Source organism: Gordonia sp. NPDC003950, assembly GCF_053605205.1.
The window spans coordinates 57,567-83,702 of record NZ_JBSGIT010000020.1 but is presented as its reverse complement, the minus strand read 5'-3'; the positions used below and the strand labels follow the sequence as shown (position 1 = coordinate 83,702).

Annotated in this window: 20 protein-coding genes and 2 pseudogenes; 11 read left to right on the top strand and 11 right to left on the bottom strand. The window is 67.6% G+C overall.

The window, feature by feature from the left end:
• Positions 1–2: 2 nt before the first annotated feature.
• From ACWETB_RS17605 to ACWETB_RS17585, 5 genes are all read left to right on the top strand, one after another.
• On the top strand, positions 3–626 hold the full coding sequence (locus tag ACWETB_RS17605) for a potassium-transporting ATPase subunit C (protein ID WP_452212539.1): 624 nt from the start codon (positions 3–5) through the stop codon (positions 624–626).
• A gap of 9 nt (positions 627–635) precedes the next feature.
• On the top strand, positions 636–3,200 hold the full coding sequence (locus ACWETB_RS17600; protein WP_452212537.1) for a DUF4118 domain-containing protein: 2,565 nt from the start codon (positions 636–638) through the stop codon (positions 3,198–3,200).
• Positions 3,193–3,888 (top strand): response regulator, encoded by a 696-nt coding sequence (locus tag ACWETB_RS17595; RefSeq protein WP_452212535.1) that lies wholly within the window; start codon positions 3,193–3,195, stop codon positions 3,886–3,888. Before ACWETB_RS17600 ends, ACWETB_RS17595 begins: the two co-directional genes overlap by 8 nt.
• Before the next feature lie 185 nt (positions 3,889–4,073).
• Positions 4,074–4,796 carry a GntR family transcriptional regulator gene (locus ACWETB_RS17590; RefSeq protein WP_452212533.1) on the top strand — a complete coding sequence of 241 codons (723 nt, stop codon included), beginning with the start codon at positions 4,074–4,076 and terminating at the stop codon, positions 4,794–4,796.
• A 107-nt stretch (positions 4,797–4,903) separates the two neighbouring features.
• Positions 4,904–6,301 (top strand): MFS transporter, encoded by a 1,398-nt coding sequence (locus tag ACWETB_RS17585; RefSeq protein ID WP_452212531.1) that lies wholly within the window; start codon positions 4,904–4,906, stop codon positions 6,299–6,301.
• An 87-nt stretch (positions 6,302–6,388) separates the two neighbouring features.
• On the opposite strand, the gene ACWETB_RS17580 is transcribed toward ACWETB_RS17585, so the two are convergent.
• From ACWETB_RS17580 to ACWETB_RS17555, 6 genes are all read right to left on the bottom strand, one after another.
• Positions 6,389–7,534: a M20 family metallopeptidase gene (locus ACWETB_RS17580; RefSeq protein WP_452212563.1), complete on the bottom strand. Its 1,146-nt coding sequence runs from the start codon at positions 7,532–7,534 to the stop codon at positions 6,389–6,391.
• 70 nt (positions 7,535–7,604) lie between these two features.
• On the bottom strand, positions 7,605–8,831 hold the full coding sequence (locus ACWETB_RS17575) for an aminotransferase-like domain-containing protein (RefSeq protein ID WP_452212529.1): 1,227 nt from the start codon (positions 8,829–8,831) through the stop codon (positions 7,605–7,607).
• A gap of 9 nt (positions 8,832–8,840) precedes the next feature.
• On the bottom strand, positions 8,841–10,034 hold the full coding sequence (locus tag ACWETB_RS17570) for a M24 family metallopeptidase (protein ID WP_449741704.1): 1,194 nt from the start codon (positions 10,032–10,034) through the stop codon (positions 8,841–8,843).
• Positions 10,035–11,534, bottom strand: coding sequence for an NAD-dependent succinate-semialdehyde dehydrogenase (locus ACWETB_RS17565; RefSeq protein WP_452212527.1), 1,500 nt, complete (start codon positions 11,532–11,534; stop codon positions 10,035–10,037).
• The gene (locus ACWETB_RS17560) at positions 11,531–14,566 is read right to left on the bottom strand and encodes an FAD-binding and (Fe-S)-binding domain-containing protein (protein WP_452212525.1); all 3,036 of its coding nucleotides are present in this window, start codon (positions 14,564–14,566) and stop codon (positions 11,531–11,533) included. Before ACWETB_RS17560 ends, ACWETB_RS17565 begins: the two co-directional genes overlap by 4 nt.
• Positions 14,563–15,873, bottom strand: coding sequence for an aspartate aminotransferase family protein (locus ACWETB_RS17555; protein ID WP_452212523.1), 1,311 nt, complete (start codon positions 15,871–15,873; stop codon positions 14,563–14,565). The genes ACWETB_RS17560 and ACWETB_RS17555 overlap by 4 nt, the downstream gene beginning before the upstream one ends.
• Positions 15,874–15,966: 93 nt before the next feature.
• Between ACWETB_RS17555 and ACWETB_RS17550 the strand changes: the two genes are divergently transcribed.
• Positions 15,967–16,530 (top strand): hypothetical protein, encoded by a 564-nt coding sequence (locus ACWETB_RS17550; RefSeq protein WP_452212521.1) that lies wholly within the window; start codon positions 15,967–15,969, stop codon positions 16,528–16,530.
• 117 nt (positions 16,531–16,647) lie between these two features.
• Here ACWETB_RS17550 and ACWETB_RS17545 read toward each other — a convergent pair whose 3' ends face one another.
• Positions 16,648–17,061, bottom strand: a complete 414-nt coding sequence (locus tag ACWETB_RS17545) for a MarR family winged helix-turn-helix transcriptional regulator (RefSeq protein ID WP_452212519.1) — start codon at positions 17,059–17,061, stop codon at positions 16,648–16,650.
• Positions 17,062–17,393: 332 nt separating this feature from the next.
• On the opposite strand from ACWETB_RS17545, the gene ACWETB_RS17540 reads away from it, so the two are divergent.
• The 5 genes from ACWETB_RS17540 to ACWETB_RS17520 all read left to right on the top strand — a co-directional run bounded on the left by ACWETB_RS17540 (position 17,394) and on the right by ACWETB_RS17520 (position 22,277).
• Entirely contained in the window at positions 17,394–18,404 is a 1,011-nt protein-coding gene (locus tag ACWETB_RS17540) for a D-2-hydroxyacid dehydrogenase (RefSeq protein ID WP_449741698.1), read from the top strand.
• A gap of 16 nt (positions 18,405–18,420) precedes the next feature.
• Complete coding sequence (locus ACWETB_RS17535) at positions 18,421–19,443, top strand: hypothetical protein (RefSeq protein ID WP_449741697.1); 1,023 nt, start codon at positions 18,421–18,423, stop codon at positions 19,441–19,443.
• A 46-nt stretch (positions 19,444–19,489) separates the two neighbouring features.
• Complete coding sequence (gene pyrE, locus ACWETB_RS17530) at positions 19,490–20,056, top strand: orotate phosphoribosyltransferase (protein WP_452212517.1); 567 nt, start codon at positions 19,490–19,492, stop codon at positions 20,054–20,056.
• A 5-nt stretch (positions 20,057–20,061) separates the two neighbouring features.
• The gene (locus tag ACWETB_RS17525) at positions 20,062–20,751 is read left to right on the top strand and encodes a TrmH family RNA methyltransferase (protein WP_449741695.1); all 690 of its coding nucleotides are present in this window, start codon (positions 20,062–20,064) and stop codon (positions 20,749–20,751) included.
• A gap of 383 nt (positions 20,752–21,134) precedes the next feature.
• Positions 21,135–22,277, top strand: coding sequence for an acid phosphatase (locus tag ACWETB_RS17520; protein ID WP_452212515.1), 1,143 nt, complete (start codon positions 21,135–21,137; stop codon positions 22,275–22,277).
• A gap of 162 nt (positions 22,278–22,439) precedes the next feature.
• On the opposite strand, the gene ACWETB_RS17515 is transcribed toward ACWETB_RS17520, so the two are convergent.
• From ACWETB_RS17515 to ACWETB_RS17500, 4 genes and pseudogenes are all read right to left on the bottom strand, one after another.
• On the bottom strand, positions 22,440–23,186 hold the full coding sequence (locus ACWETB_RS17515) for a maleylpyruvate isomerase family mycothiol-dependent enzyme (protein ID WP_452212513.1): 747 nt from the start codon (positions 23,184–23,186) through the stop codon (positions 22,440–22,442).
• A gap of 10 nt (positions 23,187–23,196) precedes the next feature.
• Positions 23,197–24,015 carry a fumarylacetoacetate hydrolase family protein gene (locus ACWETB_RS17510; RefSeq protein ID WP_449741692.1) on the bottom strand — a complete coding sequence of 273 codons (819 nt, stop codon included), beginning with the start codon at positions 24,013–24,015 and terminating at the stop codon, positions 23,197–23,199.
• Between the two features lie 56 nt (positions 24,016–24,071).
• Positions 24,072–25,189, bottom strand: a pseudogene (locus tag ACWETB_RS17505) (cupin domain-containing protein).
• A 109-nt stretch (positions 25,190–25,298) separates the two neighbouring features.
• A pseudogene (locus ACWETB_RS17500) lies at positions 25,299–26,096 on the bottom strand (IclR family transcriptional regulator).
• Between the last annotated feature and the right edge of the window lie 40 nt (positions 26,097–26,136).

Below are 26,136 nucleotides of genomic sequence, written 5' to 3'. Positions count from 1 at the left end.
ACATGAAGACAACCATCACCGGGTTCGTCCGGCAATGTGGCGCCGCGGTGCTGATCCTGGCCGCGCTCACCGCAATCCTGGGCGTGGGGTATCCGGCGGTCGTGTGGGCGGCCTCGCGGATCGACTCGTCATCGGCCGAGGGGTCCCAGGTCACCGACGCGCGCGGATGTCCGGCGGGTTCGACGCTGATCGGTGTCGACCCGCAGGTGCCTGCGGGACAACCGGATTCGTATCTTCATGCCCGCGTACTGGGTTCGGCCGACGACCCGATGGCCACCGGTGACCCGTCGGCGTCGGCGGCATCCAACCAGGGACCCAACAGCGAGACGTTGGCGCGCAACATCGAGGCCCGACGTACCGTGATCGCGCAGCGTGAAGGTATTGCGCCCGAGCAGGTTCCGGTTGATGCCGTCACCGGATCCGGGTCCGGGCTCGACCCGCACATCAGCCCCGAGTATGCCGCGCTGCAGATCCCGCGAATCGCCCGCAACAGCAACCGCTCCGAGGCTCAGGTGCGCGAAATCGTCGACCGCTACACCGAAGGACGGCAGTGGGGATATCTCGGGCAGCCACGGGTCAACGTCCTCGAGGTGAACCTCGCGTTGGGGCACACCGTGTGCGGATAGACTCCGAGCATGGTCATCGCAGGTGAGGGCCGAGGGCGCCTCGAGGTCTTTCTCGGGTGCGCCCCCGGTGTCGGCAAGACCTACGAAATGCTCGCCGGTGCACGCGGGTTGGTCGACGAGGGTGTCGACGTGGTGGTCGCCGTGGTGGAGACGCACGGCCGGGCGGCCACCGCGGCCATGATCGACGGTCTGGAGGTCATACCGCGCCACGAGGTCACCCATCGGGGCACCACGCTGTCGGAGATGGATCTCGCCGCGGTACTGGCGCGTCACCCGCAGGTGACGCTGGTCGACGAACTGGCGCACACCAATGCGCCCGGTTCGGTCAACGCCAAACGCTGGCAGGACATCGAGGATCTGCGCGACGCCGGGATCGACGTGCTGACCACCGTCAACATCCAGCACCTGGAAAGCCTCAACGACGTCGTCGAACAGATCACCGGCGTGGTGCAACGCGAAACCGTTCCCGACGACGTGGTGCGCGCCGCCGATCAGATCGAGCTCGTCGACATCGCACCGGAAGCGCTGCGGCAAAGACTCACCGCGGGCAAGGTTTATGCCGCCGGGCGGATCGACGGCGCACTCACCAACTACTTCCGGCAGGGCAACCTGACCGCGTTGCGTGAATTGGCGCTGCTGTGGCTGGCCGACCAGGTCGATGACAATCTGGCCGATTACCGTGCGGCACATGCCATCACCGATACCTGGGAGGCACGCGAACGGGTCGTCGTGGCCATCACCGGCGGGCCGGAATCGGCCACCCTGCTGCGGCGGGCCAGCCGGATCGCGTCGCGGTCGAGTGCGGAGTTGGTGGCGGTCCACGTGATTCGCGGCGACGGGCTGTCCGGCGCCGCCGATCTGAACGAATTACGTGATCTGGCAGCAGGTTTCAAGGCGCGCATCCACACCGTCGTCGGCGACGACATTCCGTCGACGCTGCTCGACTTCGCGCGCGGGGTCAACGCCACCCAGTTGGTGCTGGGGACATCGCGGCGACCGCGCTGGAAGCGGATCTTCGACGAGGGCGTCGGCGCCACCGTAGTCAGTTCCAGTGGACGCATCGATGTGCACATGGTGACCCACGACGAGACCCGACGCCGGTCGCGACTCGACATCCGCGACACCCGGTTTCATCGTCCGCTGAGTTGGTTGGCGGCACTGGTCATTCCGGTCGTGATGACCGGTGTGCTGGCATTTCTGGATCGGTGGCTGGGATTCGCGTCGGAATCGGCGCTGTTCTTCGTGGCGGTGCTTGCGGTGTCGATGCTCGGTGGCGTCGGGCCGGCGGCGTTGTCGGCGGTGGTGTCGGGACTGCTGCTCAACTACTTCTTCACCGATCCGCGATTCACCTTCACCATCGCCGAACCCGACAACATGATCACCATTCTGGTGTTGCTGGTGGTGGCCATTGCGGTTGCGGTGCTGGTGGATTCGGCCACCGTACGGAGGGTGCAGGCGCAGCGGGCGGGTCGTAACGCGGAACTGCTGGCCCTGTTCAGTGATGCGGTGCTCGGTGGCGCCGGTGTCGGCGGGCTGCTGGAGAAGGTGCGCGAGACCTACGATCAGCGGGCGGTCGCGGTGGTGCGCACCGAGTCCGCCACGACGCATCGGGTGGCCGCGGCCGTCGGTGAGCGGCCGCCGACGAGTCCCGAGCAGGCCGACACGGTCTGTCCGGTACCGGGTGGGGAGTTCGAGTTGTTGCTGGCCGGACCGGCTGTCGGTGGGCGGGACCGTCGGGTGTTGACCTCGGTGGCGACGCAGGCCGCCGCCGCGGTGCGTCGAAGTGAGCTCGAGGCGCAGGCCGCCCAGGCACGTGCGCTCGCGCAAACCGACGAATTGCGGCGCGCGTTGCTCTCGGCGGTCAGTCACGACCTGCGCACCCCGCTGGCCGGCGCCAAGGCGGCGGTGTCGAGCCTGCGCAGCACCGATGTCACCTTCGGTCCAGAGGACACCGCCGAACTACTGGCCACCATCGAGGAATCGGTGGATCAGCTCGCGGCTCTGGTCAGCAACCTGCTGGACTCCACGCGGCTGGCAGCGGGAGCGGTGCGGCCGCAACGGCGGCGCACCTATCTGGTGGAGGTGCTGCATCGTGCGGTGGCGACCGTGACACGGCGGGAGCCGGGCAATCCCGAGGTGCGGATGACGTTCGGCACCGTCTGGGCCGATACCGACGGCGGATTGCTGGAACGGGCGGTGGCCAACCTCATCGACAACGCGGTCCGGCACGGCGGGGGTGAGGTGGAGGTCGAGGTGACGCCGGCGGTATCGGATGGTGGTGAATCACAGACGGTGATCCGGGTGATCGATCACGGAGCGGGAATCCCGCCGGATCGCCGGGATCAGGTGTTCGCACCGTTCACCCAGGGCAGCGACCGCAACGGCGCCGACGGTGGTGTGGGCCTGGGATTGTCGGTGGCCGCCGGATTCGTCTCGGCGATCGGTGGCACCCTTGAGGTGGCCGACACGCCGGGAGGTGGGACGACGATGGTGATCACGTTGCCGACCTCCGAGGCGGTACACGATGGTGTCTCGGTGCAAGGTGACGGGGCGGGGGAGGTCGTCGATGGGTGACGGGGTGCGGGTGCTCGTCGTCGACGATGAGCCACAGTTGTTGCGTGCGTTGCGGATCAATCTGGCGGCGCGGGGTTTTCAGGTCACCACCGCCTCGACCGGTGCGTCGGCTCTGGCGGCCGCGGCGAAAACCAACCCGCAGGTCGTCGTGTTGGATCTCGGACTTCCCGACATCGACGGCATCACAGTCCTGCAAGGGCTTCGTGGGTGGACCAACGTTCCGGTGATCGTGCTCTCGGCGCGGGGCGAATCCGTCGACAAGGTGGCCGCACTCGATGCCGGTGCCGATGACTACGTCACCAAACCCTTTGGGATGGAAGAGTTTCTCGCGCGGCTGCGTGCGGCGGTTCGGCGCGGTGCCGCGGTGTCGGACACCCCGGGTTCGGCGGTGGTCGACACCGGCGGATTCGTCGTGGACCTGACCGCCAAACAGGTGACGCGTTCCGGCGAGCCGGTGCATCTCACCCCGACCGAGTGGGGAATTCTGGAGCTGCTGGTGCGCAACGAGGGAAAGTTGGTGTCCCAGCGTGACATCCTCGGCGCGGTGTGGGGGCCGTCCTACCTGAATCAGTCGAACTATCTGCGGGTGTACCTGGCAAGTCTGCGCCGCAAACTTGAGGACGATCCCGGTCATCCCGTGCATCTGCTGACCGAGGCCGGGATGGGGTATCGATTCGTGCGGGGATGAATCGTCGGGTGTGGTTGCCAGGCGGCGCGACATCCGAGTAGATTGTCAACAATCGCACAATAGAAGGCGAGTTGTGGGCTCGTCGAATTGACGCGTGAAATAGCTGGTCAGGACGGGAATTGCGATGGAATGTCCAGCGCGAAGCTGACATTGCGGCCGGTGAAGAGTAAGAAGGTAGAGCAGAGATGGCGGATGCGCGCTCACGAGGCCGGGGTGACTCGACCTCGGGACGCACACGGGTGTTGGCGCCGATCGTGCAGGAATCGACACCGGCGATCATCGCCCGCAAGTTGCATGAGGCCATCGCCGACGGTAGTTTTCCGCCTGGTTCGCAACTGACGGAATCAGGCCTCGCGGCCGATCTCGGGGTCAGCCGCGGTCCGTTGCGCGAGGCGATGCAACGCCTCACCGCAGAAGGTCTGCTGGTGAGTCACCGCAACCGCGGACTGTTCGTCGTCTCGATGGATGATGACGACATTCGGGACATGTACATTGCGCGAACCGCGGTGGAGCGGGCGGCAATCGAGCAGGTCATTGCACACGACGACCCGGAATCGATTGCGGCCCTGTCCGACGCGGTCGCACTGATGCGAGCGCACGCCGACGAGCCCAACGGGCCCGACATGGCCGAGGCCGACATGGTGTTTCACCAGACGTTGGTGGAACACGCACGAAGTCAGCGGCTTTCGCGTCTGCACGAGACGATTCTCGTGGAGACGCGGATGTGCCTGCGGGCGATGCGGGGAACGTACTCCTCGGGAAAGGACCGAATCGACGAACACCAGGCATTGGTGGACGCCATCGCGGCAGGAGATGCGCCGGCGGCCGACGTGCTGATGATCGAACACATGAGGGACGGGCTGCACCGTTTGATAGGTGACGCCGCGGCAGGAGAAGAAGTCTCCTAGACCGGTTGGTCATAGCCCTCGAGGACCGAGGTACGTCCGAGATCATCGCCCACCGATGCTGAGTCAGCCCGAGAACAACTGGCCCCGACTCCACCAGAGAGGCACAGATGACCACGGCAAACTCCTCGGCCAGCTTCGAGGACCTCGCACCCGATCCGGAGTCGCGAGAAGGAAAAGCACTGCTCCGTAAGGCAATCGGGGCGTCAGCGATCGGCAATGCCACCGAGTGGTACGACTACGGCGTCTACGCCGCGACCACCACGTATCTCACTCAGGCCTTCTTTCCCGGCCATCTCGGCACCATCGGCACGATGCTCGGTTTCGCGATCTCGTTTGTGCTCCGCCCCCTCGGCGGCATGATCTGGGGACCGATCGGTGATCGCATCGGACGAAAGTCGGTGCTGGCCATCACGATCATCCTGATCTCACTGGCGACCGCCCTGATCGGTGTGCTGCCCACGCATGCCGTGGCCGGCGTCTGGGCACCGATCCTGTTGATCGCCCTGCGTGTGATCCAGGGATTCTCCACCGGCGGTGAATACGGCGGCGCCGCCACATTCATGGCCGAGTACGCGCCCGACCGCAAGCGCGGCCGGTTCGGTTCCTTCCTCGAATTCGGCACCCTCGCCGGATTCTCCGCGGGCACCGCGTTTGTGCTGCTGCTGGAGGTGCTGCTCAGCGACGAGCAGATGCAGACGTGGGGCTGGCGCATCCCATTCCTCATCGCGCTGCCGATGGGTCTGATCGGCCTGTATCTGCGGTCTCAGATGGAGGACACCCCGGTCTTCCAGGAACTCGAGCAGGACAACGAGATCACCGGTACGGCGTGGACCCGCTTCAAGGATCTGCTGAGCAACTACTGGCGTCCGATTCTGATCATGTTCGGCATGGTGATCGCCCTCAACGTGGTGAACTACACGCTGCTCGCGTATCAGCCGACATATCTGAAAAGCACCATCGGGTTGTCGGAGTCATCGGGTTCGACCGTCGTGTTGATCGGCCAGCTGGTGATGATGGTGATGATCCCGTTCTTCGGTGCCTGGTCGGATTCGACCGGACGCAAACCGATGTGGTGGGGCTCGCTGATCGGACTGTTCGTCCTGTCGCTGCCCTTGTACTGGCTCATGGGTCAGGGATTCGCCTGGGCCATAGTCGGATTCGTCATCCTCGGATTGCTCTACATTCCGCAGCTGTCGACGATCTCGGCGACCTTCCCGGCCATGTTCCCCACGCAGGTCCGGTATGCAGGATTCGCGATCTCCTACAACGTCGCGACCGCCGCCTTCGGTGGTACCGCACCACTCGTCAACGACGCGGTGGTCGACTCGACCGGCTGGAATCTCTTCCCCGCGGTGTACATGATGGGCGCCTGTGCCATCGGCATGGTGGCGCTGGTCTTCCTCAAGGAGACGGCCGGCTGCTCGATCCGCGGCACCGAGATACCGGAACGCACAGCGGATCTGGAGGTGTCGGAAGGGGCCGGTGCGCTGGCCGGACGGCGGTAGATGCGTCCTCGGCCGGCGGGGTGACCACCCGCCGGCGGGGTGCGGGGGTTGCGCCGCGCCGCGCCGCGGGAGCGCTGGGCAGTGGGATCAGTCGAGTAGGTCCTGCGCCATCCGTGCGTATGCCGTTGCGGCCGTCTGCAGGTCGGCGATACGGACCATCTCGTCGGGCTGGTGGGCTTGGGTGTTGATGTCGCCCGGGCCGAACACTATTGCGGGGATACCCATGTCGCGGTTGATGAATCCGCCGTCGCAGGCGGCGGTCCAGCCGCCTACGGTGGTGGGGGCGCCGATGGCAGACATCGTGTCGACGGCGGTGGTCACCAGGCGGTGATCGGCGGGGGTTTCGAAACCCGGCATCTCCATCGTCACCTTGACCTCGACACCGATACCGCCGGTATCGATGCCGGCGTCGTGAATACGCGTACGCAGCCAGGCGGCGATGTCGTGGGCGTCCTCGTCGGGCATCAGTCGCCGATCGATACCGAGCGACGCCATCGGGGCGACCACCGAAATACCTTGTCCGCCTGCGATAGTGCCGACATTCCATGTACCCGAACCCAGTAGGCCCTGCGCGGACCCGACCATCGCGACATGATCGGCGCGGATGAGATCGACGATGGCGGCGGCCGCGTAGATGGCGCTGGCGCCGTCATCGGGGCGGCCGGAATGTGCTGCGCGACCCGTGATGTCGACCTCGATGTAGGAGGCGCCGCGGCAACCGCGTACCACGGTGAGGCCGGTGGGTTCGGCGACCACACAGCCGAGGTACTCCCCGGATGGGCGCCGAACGAAGTCGCGGACACCGGCGCCGTGTTCCTCCTCGTCGACGGTACAGACCAGCGTCACCGGCCCGGACAAGATGGCGCCGGAGCGAGACAGTGCCGACATGGCCGCCACCACCGCGGCCAGACCGCCCTTCATGTCCGTGCTGCCGCGTCCGAGGATCGTGCCATCGACGACGCGGGCACGGTACGGATCGCCGGACCACCCGGGTCCGGCGGGGACGACGTCGGAGTGCCCGAGGAACATCAACCCGGGGCCGTCGCCGCCCGGCAACGTGGCGACGAGATTGGGGCGCCCGGGTGCCACCTCCTGCGTCGACACGGTGAAACCGGCTTTCTGGCAAGCCTTTTCCAACACACCGACGGCCTCTGCCTCGGTGCCACCGGGATTCTCGCTGGGTGCCCCGACGAGCACCACGGTCAGTGCGATGAGCTCGTCGACGTCGATCATCGTCGACGTGGCTGCCGCACCGGATTCGCTGGGGGTCACGCTCGGGTCCCTTCGTCACACAACCCGGGAGTCAGGGTCGTGCTGACATCCTCTCAAGAGTGCCCGTCAGACGCCGAATACCCTCCTCGATACGCTCAGGGGTCGACGAGGCGAAGCAGAGTCGCAGCGCGTTGCGGAACCGTCCGCTCGGGGACAGCGCGGGGCCGGGGATGAACGCGACGCCGTCGGTGAGGGCCACCTCGAAGAGCTCCCGGGTATCGATCTCGGCGAACTCCGCGCCGAGGGTCACCCACAGAAAGAACCCGCCGTCCGGGTTGGTGGTGGTGACGCGATCACCGAGGTGACGGCCGATCGAGGAGAGCATCGCGTCCTTGCGTTCCCGGTACAGCGTGCGCAGCGAGGCCAGATGATCCTGTAGGCCGCCGCGGGCGATGTACTCGGCGACGATGTGCTGATTGGGGACGTTGGTGCAGGTGTCCATCGCCTGCTTGCCGTTGATGAGCAGTTGGCGCAGAGACGGATCGGCGTCCACCCAGCCGACCCGCCAGCCGGGCGCGAGGATCTTGGAGAACGTGCGCACCGAGAACACGAGCGGGTCGCCGGGGGAGAGGGTCTGGAAGGTCGGGATGTCCTCGCCGGAGAAGCGCAGCAAACCGTACGGGTCATCGTCGATGATGACCGCACCCCACCGATGGGCCAGGCGCAGCAGTTCCCGGCGGCGTTCCTCACTCAGGGTGACGCCGGACGGATTCTGGAAGGTGGGGATGGTGTAGATGGCCTTCGGTGTCCGGCGCGTGCGCTCGACGAGATCGACGAGAGTGTCGACCTGCATGCCGTGGTCGTCGACGGGTACCTCGAGGAGTTGGGCACCGTAGGAGAGGGCGGTGGCGCTGCCGTTGGTGTAGGTGGGGGACTCGACGATGACCAGGTCACCGGGATCGACAAAGAGTTTCGACGCGAGGTCGAGCCCTTGCATACCGCCGGTGGTGATGACGAGGCGATCATGGGTCGACGGATCCGGGGTGGTGGCGAGGTAGTCGACGAGCAGTTGCAGCAGTCGTGGTTCACCCTCGGTGGCGCCGTAGGTGAAGGACGAATTGTCCAGGATCTCGCCGGCGATCTGCCGGAACTCCTCGGCCGGGACGGCCTCGTCGGCGGGGGAACCCATGGCGAATCGGACGATGTCGTGGGTTTGTGCCGCCAGCAGCGAGGTCGACGAGTCGATCATCGACCCGACGAGGTCCTTGGCGCGTTCGGCCAGCGGGATGGTGGGTGCGGTGGGTGCGGTGAACGTCATTGGGGCATCTCACTTCTGGATGAGTTCGCGGGGGAAGCTGGTGAACGTCTCGACCCCGGTCGGGCTCACCCGAACCGACTCCGACAGCTCGAAACCGTAGTTCTCCATCCACATTCCGCAGATGATGTGAAAGGTCATGTTGGTCTCCAGGATCGTCTCGTCTTCGGTGCGGATGCTGATGGTGCGCTCACCCCAATCCGGCGGATATCCGATTCCGATGGAATAGCCGAGACGAGAGGGCTTTTCGAGACCGTACTTGGCCAGCGTCCAGTTCCAGGTGGAGGCGAGTTCCCGGGTGGCCACCCCGGGGCGGATGGCGTCGAGGACATTGTTGAGGCCCTCGGCGGTGGCCTGCGCGACGTAGTCGAGATCCTTCGACGGCGTGCCGAGCGCGACCGTGCGGGCCAGCGGGCAGTGATACCGGTTGTGCGCGCCGGTGAGTTCGATGACGACGGCCTCGTTGTTCGCGAACGTGCCCTGATGCCAGGTCAGATGCGGGGTGTCGGCGGCGGCGCCGGTCGGCATCATCGGGACGATCGCCGGATAGTCACCGCCGAAGTCCTCGGTCCCGGTGATCTGTGCCTGCGAAATGGCCGCCGCCGCATCGCATTGCCGCACCCCGACCTCGACGGTGTCGATGGCGGCGCGCATCGCCTCCGAACACACCATCCCGGCCTGGCGCATCAGCTGGATCTCCGCCTCGGACTTCACCGATCGCACCCAGTTGACCAGTTCGAAGCCGTCGACGAGTTTCCACTCCGGGATCGCGTTGTACAGCGCGCGGTACGCCTTGGGCGTGAAGTAGTGCGAATCCATCTCCAGGCCAACCGATCCGGCTCGAGACGCCGGGGCAATCAGATGCCGCTGTCGCAGCGCCCACGCCACCCAGTCGAAGGGATGCACATGCGGGCGATGCACGTAGCTCTCCGGATAGCCGACGATCTGCTCCTCTGGCAGCCACGTCGTGCGGTGTGCGCCATGGGCATCCATCTCGCGGGCGAAGAACACCAGCTCACCCTCGATGGGGACGAACAGCATCTGCGGGGTGTAGAAAGACCACGCGTTGTAGCCGATGAGGTAGAAGAGGTTGGCCGGTTCGGTGACGATGAGTGCCGAGAGCCCCTGCTGATCCATACGTTCCCGCACGCGGGTCAGCCGGTCGGCGTACTCGCTGTCGGTGAACAGCTGGGTTCCGAGATACACCTAGCGCTTCCTCTGCCGTATCGGGGTGGATGTGTACTTGACGTCGAGGAACTCCTCGATGCCGAGCCGACCGCCCTCGCGGCCGAGCCCGGACTGCTTGACACCTCCGAACGGGGCGGCCGGGTTGGAGACGAGGCCGGTGTTGAGTCCGACCATACCCACTTCGAGCGCATCGGCAATCTCGGCGAGGCGGTCGGCGTCGGCGGAGCAGACATAACCGACGAGACCCCACGGGGTGGCGTTGGCCATGCCGATCACGGCGTCGTCGGCGTCGGTGCCGTCGCCGTCGAACGGGATCAGCGCCGCGACCGGACCGAAGATCTCGGTGTGCATCAACTCCGCATCGCCGCTCACGCCGGTCAGCACCGTCGGCGGATAGAAGTGGCCGGGACCGTCGACGGACTCACCGCCACAACGGATCCGGGCACCGCGATTGACCGCGTCGGTGACGAGTCGCTCCACCTTGGCAACGGCCTTCGCTTCGACCAGCGGGCCCACCTGCGTGCCGTCGGCGGCGCCGTCGCCGACGGTCAGGGCGCGCATCCGCTGTGTGAGTCCGTCGGCGAACTCGTCGAAGACGCTGCGGTGGACGAAGATTCGATTGGCGGCGGTGCATGCCTGCCCCATGTTGCGCATCTTGGCGACCATCACGGCGTCGAGCGCGCGGTCGATGTCGGCGTCGTCGCAGACGATGAACGGTGCGTTGCCACCCAACTCCATCGAGGTTCGCATGACGTGCTCGGCGGCTTGCGCGATGAGGAGTTTGCCGACGTCGGTGGAACCGGTGAAGCTGACCTTGCGGGCCAGGCCCGAACGCATCCAGGCGCCGACGACGTCGGCGGGATCGGTGGTGGTCACGACGTTGAGGACGCCATCGGGGAGTCCGGCGTCGCGCAGCACCTCGGCGAGCAGGAGGCCGGTGAGGGGTGTGAGTTCGGCGGGTTTGAACACCATCGTGCAGCCGGCGGCGATGGCCGGACCGATCTTGCGGGTTCCCATCGCGAGGGGGAAGTTCCAGGGCGTGATGAGCACGCACGGGCCGACGGGACGTCGGGTTACGACGATCCGGTTGCCGCCGTCACCGGTGGTCGTCGCATCGCCGGGGATGCGGACCGCTTCTTCGGCGAACCACCGGAAGAACTCCGCGGCGTAGGTCACCTCGCCCCGGGCTTCGGCGAGGGGCTTACCCATCTCGGCGGTCATCACGGCCGCGAACTCGTCGGCGCGGTCGGTGATGAGTTGATAGGCGCGGGTGAGGATTTCACTGCGATAACGGGGACTCGTCATTGCCCACCGGGTCTGGTGTGCCGCCGCAGCTCGCAGGGCGACCATCGCGTCATCGGCGTCGGCATCGGCGACGGTGGTGAGGATTTCGCCGGTGGCGGGATTCTCGACGTCGAATCGGCGACCCGACGCGGCGGGTGTCGACCGGCCATCGATCAGCAGGTCGGTGGGGACGCGGTCGATCGCCGGGTGTGTGCGGGATTCGGTGGTGGTCATGCGTGTCTCCGGGGTGGGTGGGCGCTGTCAACGGGGAATCGGGCGCTGTCAACGGGGAATCGGGCGCTGTGAACGGGGAATCGGGCGCTGTCAACGGGTTTCGGTGGTGGTGCGAGGATCTCGGCGAGGTGAGTGCCGGTGGCGGAGATGAGAGGATCGGTGGCGGCGAGGTGATCGACGGCCATGGCACAGCTGAACCCGTCGGTGATCACCGGGCCTCGTGGATCGGTGCGCAAGGCCGGTGCGAGGGCCTGCTCGGCCACCTGGCGGCTGACCTCGTAGTGACCGCGTTCGAAACCGAAATTGCCGGCCACGCCGCAGCATCCGTCGGCGGTGTGAACGGTCACACCCAGTCCGCGCAGCGCGGCTGCGCCGGTCGACGCCCCGAACGTGGCGTACTCATGGCAGTGGGTCTGCAGCGTCACCGTCTCGGGTAGGTCCTCGGGGGTGAATCCCGCCTCGATCAACCGCGGGAGGAACGCGGCGACGCTGTGGACCCGCGCCGCCACCCGATGCGCGGCCGGGGAGTCGACGAGTTCGGGGAGATCCTTGCGTAGTGCCGATGCGCAACTCGGTTCGGGTACGACGATGGGGCGGTTGGTACCGTCGTCGAGGGTATCGGCGGTGCGGGCAAGGACCTTTCGGGCGTGGGTGAGCTGCCCGGTGGAGATCCATGTCAGGCCGCAGCAGGCGTCACTGCGGGTGCCGACCGCGTCGCCGGTGGCGCCGAGGAGACGGGCGGTGGCCGTGGCCACCTGCGGCCGGAATGCGCGCGTGAAGGTGTCGACGAGGAGGATGGTGTCGGTGTGCGGGTCCGGGGCGGTCAATCCGTCCAGAGACCGCCGCACCCGGCGTCGGGTGGCGAAGGCGGGCATGGCGCGGCGGGCGTCGACACCGGCGAGCCGTGAGGCGACCCGCTGGAAGGGCCGTATGTGTAGGGAGCGGTTGACGATCGGTGCCGCCGCGGTGGCCGCGGGAAGCCACGCCGGCATCCAGCCCAGCGAATAGTGCGATGCGGGACGCAGTCGTCTCCGGTAGTGATGGTGCAGGAACTGCGACTTGTAGGACGCCATGTCGACGCCGGTCGGGCAATCCGACGAGCAGGCCTTACACGACAGGCACAGATCGAGGGCGTCGGCCACATCGTCGGACCGCCAACCGGATTGGATGTCGGGGGCGGCGCGAACCATCTCCTGGAGCACGCGGGCCCGGCCGCGGGTGGAGTCCTTCTCGTCGCGGGTGGCCCGATAGGACGGACACATCACGCCGCCGCTGGAGCTTCGGCACCGTCCGACGCCGATGCATCCCTGGACGGCATGGATGAAGGGATCGAGTGTGGTTGGCGGCGTGGATGAGTCGTCGGTGTCCGACCACGGCCGATTGCTCACATCGGCCAACGCCAGATCTGCGGTGATCGGCGCGGGGTCGACGATGGCCGTGGGGTTCAGGATGCCGTCCGGATCCCAGATCCGCTTGAACTCACCGAATGCGGTGAGCAAGGCCTGCGAGTACATGATTGGCAGCAACTCGGACCGGGCACGTCCGTCACCATGCTCGCCGGACAGGGACCCACCATGGGCGACGACGAGTCGCGCTGCGGCCGTGCAGAATCGGCGCATCGTGTCCCGACCGTTGGCGGTACGGAGGTCGAAGGTGATGCGCACATGCATGCAGCCGGCGCCGAAGTGCCCGTACATCACCCCGGTGAGGTGATACTCGTCGAGCAGTGATTGGAAGTCGACGAGGTAGTCGGCGAGCCGGTCGGGGGCGACGGCCGCGTCCTCCCAGCCGGGCCAGGATTCGTAGGCCACTGCGGCGGTGGTGTCGTCCCCGGGTGGGCTGTCGACCGTGCTGTCGGTGACCAGTCGCGCCGACAATCCCGCACCGTCCTCGCGGATGCGCCACAGGGACTTTCGGATCTGCGGATCGTCGACGAGGACGGCATCGACCATCCGGCCCTGTGCTGTGAGGTGCTCGAGTAGTCGTTTGCTGGTCGACGCCACGTCGGGTTCGGAGATGGCCCGGGCACTGTGGTCGTCGAGGTCGATGAACAGCCACGACTTGCCATCGGGCAGGCCCGTGATGGTGTCGGGACCGCGTCGGGCCGCCATGGTGGTGACGATGGCGTGATCGATCCCCTCGATCGCGGACGGTTCGAACGGCAGGATCGCCGGCACGTCGCGGGCGGCGTCGGCGACGGAACGGTAACCGACGCACAGCAATTGCTGCGACGTCGCGGCCGGTACGAGTCGTACGGTGGCGGCCACCACGATCGCGCAGCCGCCCTCGCTGCCGACGAGTACGCGGGCGACGTCGAAGCCGTTCTCCGGCAACAGGTGCGCGAGGTGATAGCCCGATACCTGGCGTGAGATGGTCTCAAGTTCGGTGCGCAGGGGTCCGAGATTGCGTGCGATGAGCTCGCGCATCGACTCGGCGAGGTCGGCGGCGCGCGCCGTGGCGGTCGCGTCGCCGGGCCGGGTGGCGGCCAGTCCCGTTCGGGTGGCGGTGATCCGCAGGCCGTCGGCGGTGACGAGATCCAGTGACAGTACATGATCGCTGGTACGTCCGTACCGGACTGAATGGTTACCGCAGGCATCGTTGCCGATCGCGCCGCCGATGGTGGCCCGGGACGCCGACGACGGATCGGGCGCGAAGGTGAGGGCACCGTCGGTGGCGTGTCCGACCGCGGTGGCGAGTTCGGAGAGGATGACGCCGGCGTCGGCGGTAGCGGTGCGGGCGTCGGCGTCGATCGTGCTGACCGTGGTCAGGTGACGTGAGAGGTCGACGACGATGCCGGCGCCGATCGCGTTGCCGGCCATGGAGGTTCCGCCGCCGCGGGCGACGATGGGGACTCGGTGACGATGACACAGTCGCGCGGCAGTCGCCACCTCGTCGGCGCTGCGGGGAAACACCACCGCCAGGGGTGGGACGCGATAATTGGAGGCGTCGTAGGAGTATTCGGCGCGTCGGCGTGATGAGTCGTCGACGGACAGACCGTGCGCGGCGAGGTCGGCGAGGACGGGCGAGCTCATCCGCCCAGCGCTCGTGCGCTCAGCGCCGATTCCAGTGCGGCGGTGAAACGGGCGACGCCGGTGGCGATCTCGTCCTCGGTGACCACCAGCGCCGGGATCAGACGGACGACGTTGCCGGCCGGCCCGCAGGTGAGGGTGAGCAGTCCATGGTCGGTGGTGGCCTGCTGGACGGCCAGTGCGGCTGCCGGATCGGGCACGGTGCGCCCGCCGTCGCGGATGACGAACTCGATCCCGACCATCAGTCCGAGTCCGCGGACGTCACCGACAGTGTCGAAAGGTGCGGTGGCGTGGCGGATTCCGTCGACCAACTGTTGCCCGCGTATCCGGGCGTTCTCGACGAGGTCTTCGTCGTCGATGACGTCGAGGGTGGCGATGGCGGCTGCCGCGGCGACCGCATTGCCGCCGTAGGTACCACCCTGCGAACCCGGCCATGCCTTGCTCATCACCTCGGTGGGGGCGGCGATCGCCGAGATCGGCAAACCGGAGGCGAGTCCCTTGGCGGTGATGAGGATGTCGGGGGTGAGGCCGTCGGCGTGCTGGTGTCCCCAGAACCGGCCCGTCCGACCGAAGCCCGACTGCACCTCGTCGACGATCAGCAGGATGCCGTGTGCGTCGGCACGTTCACGCAGGCCGTGGAGGAATCGAAGCGGGGTGGGCAGGTAGCCGCCGTCACCGAGGACGGGTTCGATAAGGAATGCGGCGGTGTCATTGGGGGCGACGCGCGAGGTCAGCAGGTAGTCGAGTTCGGCGAGCGCGAAATCGACGGCGGTCTCGACGTCCCACCCGTATCGGTAGGCGTAAGGGAAGGGCGCCATGTGAACACCGCCCATCAGCGGGGAGAAGCCGGCCGAGAAGCGGGTTCCGGCGCTGGTCAGACTGGCCGCGGCGACAGTGCGCCCGTGGAATCCGCCTTGGAAGACGATGATGTTGGGCCGTCCGGTGGCCATCCGCGCCAGGCGAACGGAGGCCTCGACGGCCTCCGAGCCGGAATTGGCGTAGAAGACCGAGTCGAGTCCGGGTGGGAGTACTCCGCCGAGCCGTTCGGTGAGTTCCAGCAGTGGCGTATGCATCACCGTCGTGTACTGGGCGTGAATCACCTTGGCGCACTGGGCTTGTGCCGCGGCCACGACGCGTGGGTGGCAGTGTCCGGTGCTGGTCACGCCGATTCCGGTGGTGAAGTCGAGGTAATCCCTGCCGTCGGTGCCGTGAATCCACGAACCCTGCGCGTGATCGACCACGACGGGCGTGGCCTGTTTGAGGATCGGCGACAACGATGCGGTCTGAGTGCGGGGTGCCACGGCGGTCATGGGTCCACCGTGAGGCCTCATCGTCGGATTGTCAACAATTAGACACCTTCTCTGCGTCGGGTGTGGAGGATTCCGGTGTGATCGGATGGTCTCGTGGGTGATACCAAGGTCGACGTTGTCGATATCGACGTCAGGGGTGAGGTGGACGTCGCGGCTGTTCACGACCGGATGTGCGAGTGGCTGCTGCGCCGCGGCGTCATCCGTGATGAGCGGGACAGCGCGCTCGGCGGCGGGGTGCTCTGGCTACCCGGACCGGCCGCCACCGCGACCGTCGACCTCGCCCCGGGTCATGAGATGTGTTCCGAGGGTGTCGAATTCGTCACCACGCGGCAGGTGTTCAGTCCGATCGAGCTGGTGGGGCGGGCCGCCCGGTGTCCACGCTGCAGTGGCGAGGAGGACTGCGACACCTGGCAGACCAGGTCATTGGATGTGTTCAACAAGTGGTGGGATTCCGATGGTGTCGACCTTCTCCCGTGCGCTCGGTGCGGTGCCGACCTGCGTACGAGTGACTGGGAGTGGGTGGAAGGGGAACGCTGGGCACTCGGCGAGTTCGCCATCAGCTTCTGGAACTGGTGGCAGCCGCTGTCCGAGGAGTTCGTCGCCGACCTGACGCGAGAACTCGGTCACGAGACATGCGTGATCTCGGTGCGGATCTGATCACTCTTCGCTCGGGAACCAACGCATCCGGCTTCGGGGCGCCGTCAACGGAGTATCGGGCGCCGTCAACGGGATTCAGGGCGCTGTGAACGGGATTGAGAGCGCTGTCAACGGAATTCAGAGCGCTGTCAACGCGGCCGAGAGTGCCTCGAGGGCTTCGAGTGCGGCCTGCCACCGTTTCTCGCCGAGTCGCTCGGCGAGCGCGTCTGCGGCGGCACTGTGCTGCGGGTTGATTCGTCCGACCGCGGCGATCCCGGCGTCGGTGGGTGCCACGATTTTGGCGCGGACGTGGGCGGGATTGTCCCGGTACGCGATCAGTCCGTCGGCGGCGAGGATGTCGGCGGTGCGCTGCACGCTCTGACGGGTGATGCCCATGGCGCGGGCGACGTCGGACACGGTGAGCGGACTTTCCCGGGTGGCAACGAGCACCTGCCACCGAGTCGCGGTCAGTCCGGCCGGGCGGGCCAGTTCCTCGGCGAGAGCGAGGAACTGGCGTTGAGTGCGGAACGCCGTCAGCGCCGACCGGCTCAAGAGTTCCTGATGAGAAGGCCTCTCTACTCATTGCTGACCCGCCGGTCTACTCATTGCTGACCCGCCGGCCGACAGAAGCCGGACGGATCGCGGTGGTCGTAGATCTGTAACTGCGCGAAGATCTCTCGGGCGAACTCCACCGGCGCGACGGCGGCCGCGGTGATGACGCTGCGTCCGGTGACGGCGGGAGCGTCGACGTAGTGGTCGGCTCCTCGATATCCCGTCGGCGCGAACTGCTCGGCGGCGTTCGAGGTGTGCGCGGTCGCCGAGGAGTCCGCCGCGTGCCAATCCGATCCGAACGGGGGATCTCCGGTGCCGGTAGCGTGGGGCGCATGGCTGCACCCGATCCGGTGGTGGTCCTGCTCGGTTCGCCCGACGCGCCACCCCCTCCCAACCTGGCCGAACTGGAGAAACTCGCCGATATCCGGCATGCCACCGCCGACGACCTGGGCGCCGTCCTGCCGGGCGCCGACGCCCTGGTGCTCTGGGACTACTTCTCCCGGGCGCTGCGCGAGAACTGGGCCGCCGCCGACTCGCTGCGGTGGATACACGTCTGCGCGGCCGGGGTGGACTCGTTGCTGTTCGACGATCTGGTCGCCGCCGATGTCGTCGTGACCAACGCGCACGGCGCCTTCGACCGCCCCATCGCCGAGTTCGTCCTGGCCTCGATCCTGGCCCGCGACAAGCGGTTACACGAATCCAAGCAACTGCAGCGGGAGCATCGGTGGCAGCATCGCGAAACCCTGATGGCCGCCGGTCGCTCCGCGCTGGTCATCGGCACCGGCGGTATCGGCCGCGAGATCGCGCGGTTGCTGCGGGCGTTCGGCATCGAGGTGACCGGGGCCGGACGCCGCGCCCGAACCGGCGACCCCGACTTCGGTGAGGTCCGCGAGTCCGCACAGCTGACCGACTACGTGGGCGACTTCGACACCGTCGTGGTGATCGCTCCGTTCACCGCCGAGACCGAGAACATGATCGATGCCGAGGTGCTGGCCGCGATGCGCACCGACGCGCACCTCGTCAACGTCGGCCGCGGCGCACTTGTCGACGAGGCCGCCCTGATCGAGGCGCTGCGCACCGGGCAGATCGGCGCGGCATCGTTGGATGTGTTCGTCACCGAACCGCTGCCCGCCGACAGCCCGCTCTGGGACATGGACAACGTGTCCATCTCGGCGCACATGAGCGGCGACGTCGCAGGCTGGCGGGACGTGATCGCCGCACAAATCCTCGACAACCTGCGACGATATGCCGACGATCCCGATGCGCAACTGTCGGCGACACTGAACAACGTCGTCGACAAGGTGCGCGGATACGTCGTGCCGGGCGGTCCGCCGACCGCCTGAAGTACTCTGTAGCGCGATGACCACCATCGTCTACTTCGTGATCGCCGCCATCGCACTGGCCGGAGCGGTGTTTCTGCTGTGGCTGGATCGCCGGCGTTCCTCGGTGACGCGGCATCAGCGCGCCATCTGGGGCGACGAGCACGACTTCAAGTTCCGTGAATCCGACTCCAAACTGCGGACGGTGTTCCGGCGCGCGACCATGAACGTCCCCGATCACATCGCGGTCCAGAACGTGGCCTACGGGCACTACGGCGGCGCCGAGGCGGTGGTGTTCGACCTCGCCGAGACCGCGACGGTGATCGCCGTCCGGCGGTCCACACCGTCGAGCGTGGTCGTCGACCTGCGCCACGAGGATGTCCTCGCGCCCGCCGAGGACGACGTCGAACTGCTCGGCGCGATGGGATCGCGGGTGATGTTCTCCAACAATCTCGACGCCGCGCGCCGCGTCTGCGACCGTCGCATGGTGGCGCTGGCCACCAAGGCACCCACCTACGTCGAGGTGCTGTGGAATGAGGGCAACTGGGCGCTGGGTTCGATCCCGCTGACCGATGACCCCGCCGAACTGGACACCGCCCTGGAGGTCGTGCGCCGATTCGCCGATCTGCTGCGGGTGCTGCCGCCGCTGCGGGAGCCGCAGGATGCGCCGGACCCGCGGGATCCGCACGGGCCGACGCGTGCCGAACTGGCCGATGAGAAGACCGACCACATGCGGGACAAGAATCGCCGCGCCCGACTCGAGGCCGCGGCCCGCGACGACGGCACCGACGGGGCGGCGCCGCCCACCCTGCTGAGCAAGCGTCCCGGCGGGGCGCGTCGCGGCGGTCCGGCCGAACGCCAGCCGGCCCCGCGTCGGGCCCGGCGCGACGTCGATCCCGGCTTCGATCCCACCGGCTCCGGTCCCACCGGCTCCGGTCCCGTTGAGGACGACGTCGACTTCGACGACGAGCCGCCCGCACCCGAGACCCGCATCGCGCCGCGGGCCACACGCACCGGCCCCAGCGAGATGCCGGTGCGGCGCAACCGCCACCGGCGCCAGTGATCTCCGGCCGCGACCCGATCAGTTCAGCAAGAGAGTGAGTTCGCCCGTGTCTGCGCCCACCCCCCAGCCCACCGTCGACGCCGCCGACCGTGACGTTCTCGCCGCCCTGGTCACCGAACTGTCGGTGGTCCACGGGCGGGTGACGCTGTCATCGGGTAAGGAAGCCGACTACTACGTCGACCTCCGCCGGGCGACCCTGCATCATCAGGCGTCCCTGCTGATCGGCACCCTGATGCGGCAGCTGACCGCCGACTGGGACTTCGACGCGGTCGGCGGGCTGACGCTAGGTGCCGATCCGGTGGCCACCGCGATCATGCACGCCCCGGGTCGCGCCATCGACGCGTTCGTCGTCCGCAAGGCCGCCAAGGCGCACGGTATGCAGCGCCGCATCGAGGGACCCGACATCGTCGGCAAGCGGGTACTCGTCGTCGAGGACACCTCCACGACCGGCGCGTCACCGTCGACGGCCGTCGAGGCCGCCCGCGAAGCCGGCGCGATCGTGGTCGGCGTGGCGACCGTCGTCGACCGCGCGACCGGCGCCGACGCCGTCATCGAGGCGTTGGGTGTGCCCTACCGTTCACTGCTCAGCCTGGCCGACCTCGGCCTCGCCTGAGGTCGGTGACACCGGAAACGGCGTCGGGTCCGGCGGCGCCCGGCCCCACCGAATGGCAGTCGGCGTCGACCCCACCCGTCGGGGTGGGTCCCTGGTCGGCCGAACACGACGGCCCGGTCCCCGACGATCCCCGCTACGACCCGGAACTGCTCGCCGACGGCGACACCCGCAATGTGGTTGACGCCTACCGCTATTGGACGCGCGAGGCGATCGTCGCCGACATCGACGCCCGCCGCCACCCGTTCCACGTCGCGATCGAGAACTTCGCCCACGACGCCAACATCGGCACGGTGGTGCGCACCGCCAACGCGTTTGCCGCCGCCGCGGTGCACATCGTCGGACGGCGACGCTGGAATCGCCGGGGCGCCATGGTGACCGACCGCTATCAGCGTCTCGAACATCACGACACCGTCACCGACCTCATCACCTGGGCTCGGGAGCGTGGCCTGGCGATCGTCGCCGTCGACAACACACCCGGCGCGGTGCCGCTCGAGACCGCGGATCTGCCCCGGGACTGCATCCTGCTGTTCGGGCAGGAGGGCCCCGGGGTGAGCGCCGATGCACTATCCCGGGCCGACCTGACGGTGTCGATCGCCCAGTTCGGGTCCACCCGCAGCATCAATGCCGGTGTGGCGGCGGGCATTGCGATGCACGCGTGGATTCGGCAGCACGCCGATCTCGGGCAGGCGTGGTGATGGCGGACCTCAGATGCGGATCTCGCGCTTGAGGATCTAGCCGGTCGGACCGAGAGTCCGTCGACGGTTCGGATGCGTGGGCGGCTCTAGCACGGCGACGCGACGAAACCGGGGTTCGAGGCGGCTCTCGACCGGTTTCGCGCGGTCTCCTGGCAATCGGCCGCGCACGTGATGGCAGAGGAGATCGGCGCGGCCATCGAGAAGACCGACGAGATCCGGCGGCGCGTCGAGGCGGGGGACATCGATCTCGAGGATGAGTGATCCGGCCGGACTTGCCGGAGAGCGAACATCAGGTGAACGGACCTCTACGCCGATCGCGATTCTGCCCACCTGGCACCGGCCCCTCTTGCCCGGGCGTATGGGCATGCGCGAGAGTGTTTCCCATGCATGTCCCGTCGCTGTCGATGCGTCTCCGTACTGTCCTGGTCTCGTTGGTCGCCGTCCTCGCCCTCGTCGGCGCGGGTACCGCGCAGGCTGCACCTGCTCCGGTGGCTCCGCCGGCGGGTTTCTCCACCGCACAGCTCGTCGGCCCGTTCGCCTCGGACGTCCCGCCCGGCGGAACCTACATCCCGATCCTCGACGGCTTCGCATCGGTCAAGGCCGACCATCCCGAGATCATCCGGCAGAACCTGTCGAAGGTCATCGCCATCAACAACGACGCCACCCCGGTGCAGCAGGCCGACGCGTTGGCGATCAACTACGACGACCGCATCGTGTCGCTGTCGGAGGCGTTGGGCGCCAAGGTCGGTGCCACCTTCCGGCAACTGCTCACCGAGGGTCGGATCCCCGAGGTGGCACAGCTGGTGGAGGGTGACACCGCGCGGGCCGGGATTCCGTTGCAGACCACCCTGATCGAGAAGCAGTACTACAACAACCCACGGCCCTTCGTCGTTGCGCCGACTCAGATCAAGCGCTACAACCGGCCGGGTTCGGATCTGTACCCCGCACTCGCGGGCAACGGGTCGTATCCGTCGGGCCACACCAGCCAGGGCTACTTGATGGGTGCGCTGCTGGCCTACTGGCTGCCCGAGCTCGGACCGCAGATTCTCGCGCGTTCCGGCGAGATCGGCTATGGCCGAATGGTTCTCGGTGTGCACTACCCGCTCGACGTGATGGGCGGGCGGATCATGGGACTGGCCGTCGCCGCCGAGCGACTGGCCGACCCGGCGTTCGCGAGGCTCGTCGACAGTGCCGGTGTCCAGTTGCGTACCCAGCTGTCCGCCGCGCTCGGCACCTCGGTGGCGCAGGCCGTCGCCGCGGACACGCCGTATCTGAGCGACACCGCTGCCGTCGCAGAAGCCGATGAGCAGATGACCTGGGGCTTCGCGCGGATCAACCCGAATCAGGCCAATGCGATCCCGGCGCAGGCCGCCGCGCTCCTGCGTGGCCGCTACCCGAACCTGACCGACGCGCAGCGGCTGGACATCCTGCGTCGCACCGCGATTCCGGCCGGCTACCCGCTCGATCAGAGTGGCGCCGATGGCGGCTGGTTGCGGATCAACCTCGCCGCGGCGCTGGCGGGGTAGCGGGCGGCTCGTCGTCGGCAACTCTGGGCGAAAGTGGGGGAAGAGATTTCTTCCCCCACTTGTCCGTTCGCTCCCGAGGAGTTTCTGCCGCAGAACGCAAAGAGTGGGGGAGGAACGTTCCTCCCCCACTTTTCGCAGTTTGGCCGGCTCGGCGTCGGCGGCTCACAGCCAGTGCGGCGCAGTCACTTCCGCGGAGGTCTGCACACCGGAGTTCTGCGCACCGACGGTGGTGCGCCCGGCCATCCAGCCGACGACGGCCGACAACTCGCCGCGCACCTCGATGCGCTCACCGGCGAAATCCGGGTCGACGTCGGTGATGCCGGCCGGCGTGATCAGCCGGAGTTGCGCACCGCTGCCCTTGCGAGCCCATGCGCCGACGATGTCGCCGAACAGGTCGAGCAGCACGGCCTCGGGGAAGTCGGCGAAGGAGCCACCCGCGCCGAGATCGATGGTGTGGATCCAAACCTCCCGGGTGCGCATCCACGCGGTCTCCGCGGCCGGAACCGTGCGACCCTGGATAGTCTTGACCTGTGCCTCCCACTTCTCGGTGGGCAGCCGACGCCACGCCTCGTCGAGGCGTGCCGCGGTGTGATCGACGAGGTTGCGCAAGGGCTGCGCACCCAACGTCGATCCCTCCTCGATCTCGGTGTTGCGTTGTGTGGCCGAGGAATACATCGGTGTCTCGACTCCGGTCGCGGCCCAGATCATCAGGTTGCACAGGGCGGCGGCGTTGTAGCCGACGTGCGCGACGAGATGTTTGCGTGACCAGCCGGGCAGCAGTGACGGCCCGGCGAGCTCGTCGTCGGAGACGCGTGCCAGGTGCTGCACGAAGTACGCGGTTCCGTTGCGGGCGATGGCCAGTTGCTCGTCGAGGGGGAGCTGGTGGAAGCCCGCGATGTCGGTACTCACCGCGCTGACGTTACTTGACAATGGTCTTGTTCCGGACGGTTCCGAGGCCCTCGACGGTGACCTCGACGGTCTGGCCGTCGCCGATGTAGCGGGCCGGCTTGCGGGCGTGGCCGACGCCGCCGGTGGTGCCGGTGATGATGACGTCGCCCGGGTTGAGGGTCACGATGTGCGAGATGTACTCGACGAGTTCGGCGGGCTTGAACACCAGGTCATCGGTGGTCGACTCCTGCATGACCTCGCCCTCGAGGCGGGTCTCGATGCGGCTGCCGAGCTCGTAGTCGGTGTCGAGCCACGGCCCGAAACCGCTGGTCTTCTCGAAGTTCTTGCCCTGATCCCACTGCAGGGTGCGGTACTGGTAGTCACGCATCGTGTAGTCGTTGATGACCGAAAAGCCGGCGATGTGGTCGGCCGCCGAAGCGGCGCTGACCTGGTAGGCCTGCTTGCCGATGACGACGGCGAGCTCGGCCTCCCAATCGAGCTGTGAGGCAGCGTATTCGGGGACGACCACGTCGTCGTACGGTCCCGTGAGGGCATCGGCGACCTTGAGGAACAGGGTGGGGTACTCCGGCAGGTCGCGGCCCATCTCCTTGATGTGCGAGGCGTAGTTCAGACCGACGCAGAACATCTTGCCGGGGCGGGGGATCACCGGGGCGTAGTCGGCGTCATCGAGGGCGACGGTGGTGCCGTGGGCGTCCTCGGCGATGTCGCGCCAGTTGTCTTGGGCAAGAAGGGCTCCCAGGTCGGCATAGCCGTCGATCACGGTCGCGGTGGTCTCGTCGACGCGGGCGGCGGTAGTGGTGCCGGCAAGGCGGAGGGTGGTGAGTTTCATCGGGTGGGCTCCTTTTCGTGGTGGCCGAGTTCCGGCAGATTGTCGCGTGGTGTGGTCTAGATCTCGACAAATCGACCAGCGGGGGGGTACTTCTGGATCTGCGAGCGATCGAAGTGCAGGCGCTCCATGATCGGGGCGTCGGAGAAGGTGAACAGGTCGATGCCGGGATCGGTGGCCAGTGACCAGGGCACCCAGGAGGGGATGACCACGAGGTCGCCGGTGGACAGTTCGCGGCGGTCGTCGCCGATGGTGACCTCGCCCTCGCCATCGAACACCTGGAAGACGGTGGAGCCGACGTCGCGGCGGGTGGCGGTCTGGGCGCCGGCGCGCAGGCGGTGGAACTCGGCGCGGATGGTCGGCATGACATCGCCGCCGGTGGTCGGGTTGGTGTAGCGGACGGCGGCATGGCCGGGTTCGGTGGTCGAGGCGTAGCCCTCGGTCTCCAGCTCGAGCTGCTCGCGCAGCGCGGCGTCGGTGTACTCCCAGCGGTAGCACGCGATCGGCGAGCTGACCTTGGCGTCGAGCCCGACCAGCGGAGCAGGCCGGGGTGGCACCACAGGCGTTCGGACCGCGAGACCTCGGGCATCGACTCGTCGGTGACGCCGTCGGAACCGAATTCGAAGAAGCCGGTGTCGGCGTAGTAGCTGAACGGGATGTCCAGGCCGTCGATCCAGGCCATCGGCTGGTCGGTCTCGTTGTGGTGGCCGTGGAAGTTCCAGCCAGGGGTCAGCAGGAAGTCGCCGCGGCGCATCGCGACCGGGTCACCGTTGACGACGGTCCACACGCCCTCGCCCTCGACGACGAAGCGGAAGGCGTTCTGGCTGTGCCGATGCTCCGGTGCGGTCTCGCGCGGTCCGAGGTACTGGATCGCGGCCCACAGGGTCGGGCTGACGTACGGGCGTCCACCCAGACCGGGGTTGGCCAGCGCGATCGCGCGGCGCTCGCCGCCGCGGCCGACGGGCACCAGCTTGCCGGCCTGCTCGGCCAGGGGCAGGAGCTCGGCCCATCGCCAGACGTAGGGGATCGCCTGGGGCGCGGGCGACATCGGCATCAGGTCGCCGATCTGGGTCCACAGCGGGATCAGGTTGGCGGCGTTGAAGTCGGAATACAGGGCGTCGAGGGCCGCGTCCTCGTCGGGGGCGGTGTCGGTCCCGCTGGGGGTGGTGGTGGTCATCGCGTTCTCCGTCTGGCTATGGGATGGATCACTGCTCTCGACGGTAGGGGGAGGGCGAGGTGAAGATCCCGAAGTTTCTGTACAGCAGAAACGGAGTGGGCGCCGGCGGTCAGGGTTCGAGGTCGGCGACGTCGACCTCGATCTCGTGCACACACCTCCGCATCTGTCCGATCAGCGGCCCGCGGGCGTGCTGCTCGTAGCGGGTGGACGGGACGGCGACGGTGATCGCGCCGAGGGTCAGACCGCGGTGATTGTGGATGGCCATGCCGAAGGCCGACACCCCGTTCTCCGACAGTTGCAGGTTGATGCCAACGCCGGAGTCGCGGATCGTGCGCAGCGACGCGCTGAACGCGGCGAACTCGTCGGCCGGCAGTCGGGGATCGGCGTCGTCGCGCCGCTGTTGACCATCGGGCAGCAGGTAGAGATGGGTGAGCACCGCCTCGTCGAGTTCGGCGAGCAGAGCCCGCCCGCCCGCGGTGCGGTGTGCGTCGAGCACCTGGCCCTGCCGATCGCCGACCCTCAGGATGGTGGCGGATTCGGCCGAGTAGAGGAATCTCGCCTGGGTGCCGACCCGGATCACCAGGTTGGAGGTCTCGCCGGTCTGGGCGGTCAGCGCCTCGAGGTAGGGCCGCGCGCGATCGGTGAGGTCGCGGGTCTAGCCGCGTCGTGCCGGTCCGGCTCCGAGTGCCGGTCCGGGGTGATAGACGCGATGCTCGTCCTGCACGGCGAAACCGCGGTACACCAGCATCGCGAGGAGTCGGTGGGCGGTGGAGTTGGCCACCCCGAGCTCGGCGGCCGCATCCGACAATCGCACCGCGCCCACGTCACGGAGCAGCACGACCAGGCGCAGGGCACTGTCGACGGAGGTGATGACGTACGACGGCCGCTCGATCACGCGTTTCTGCATAGCAGAACAATATTGCGACGGGGTTGTGGTGTCCATCACC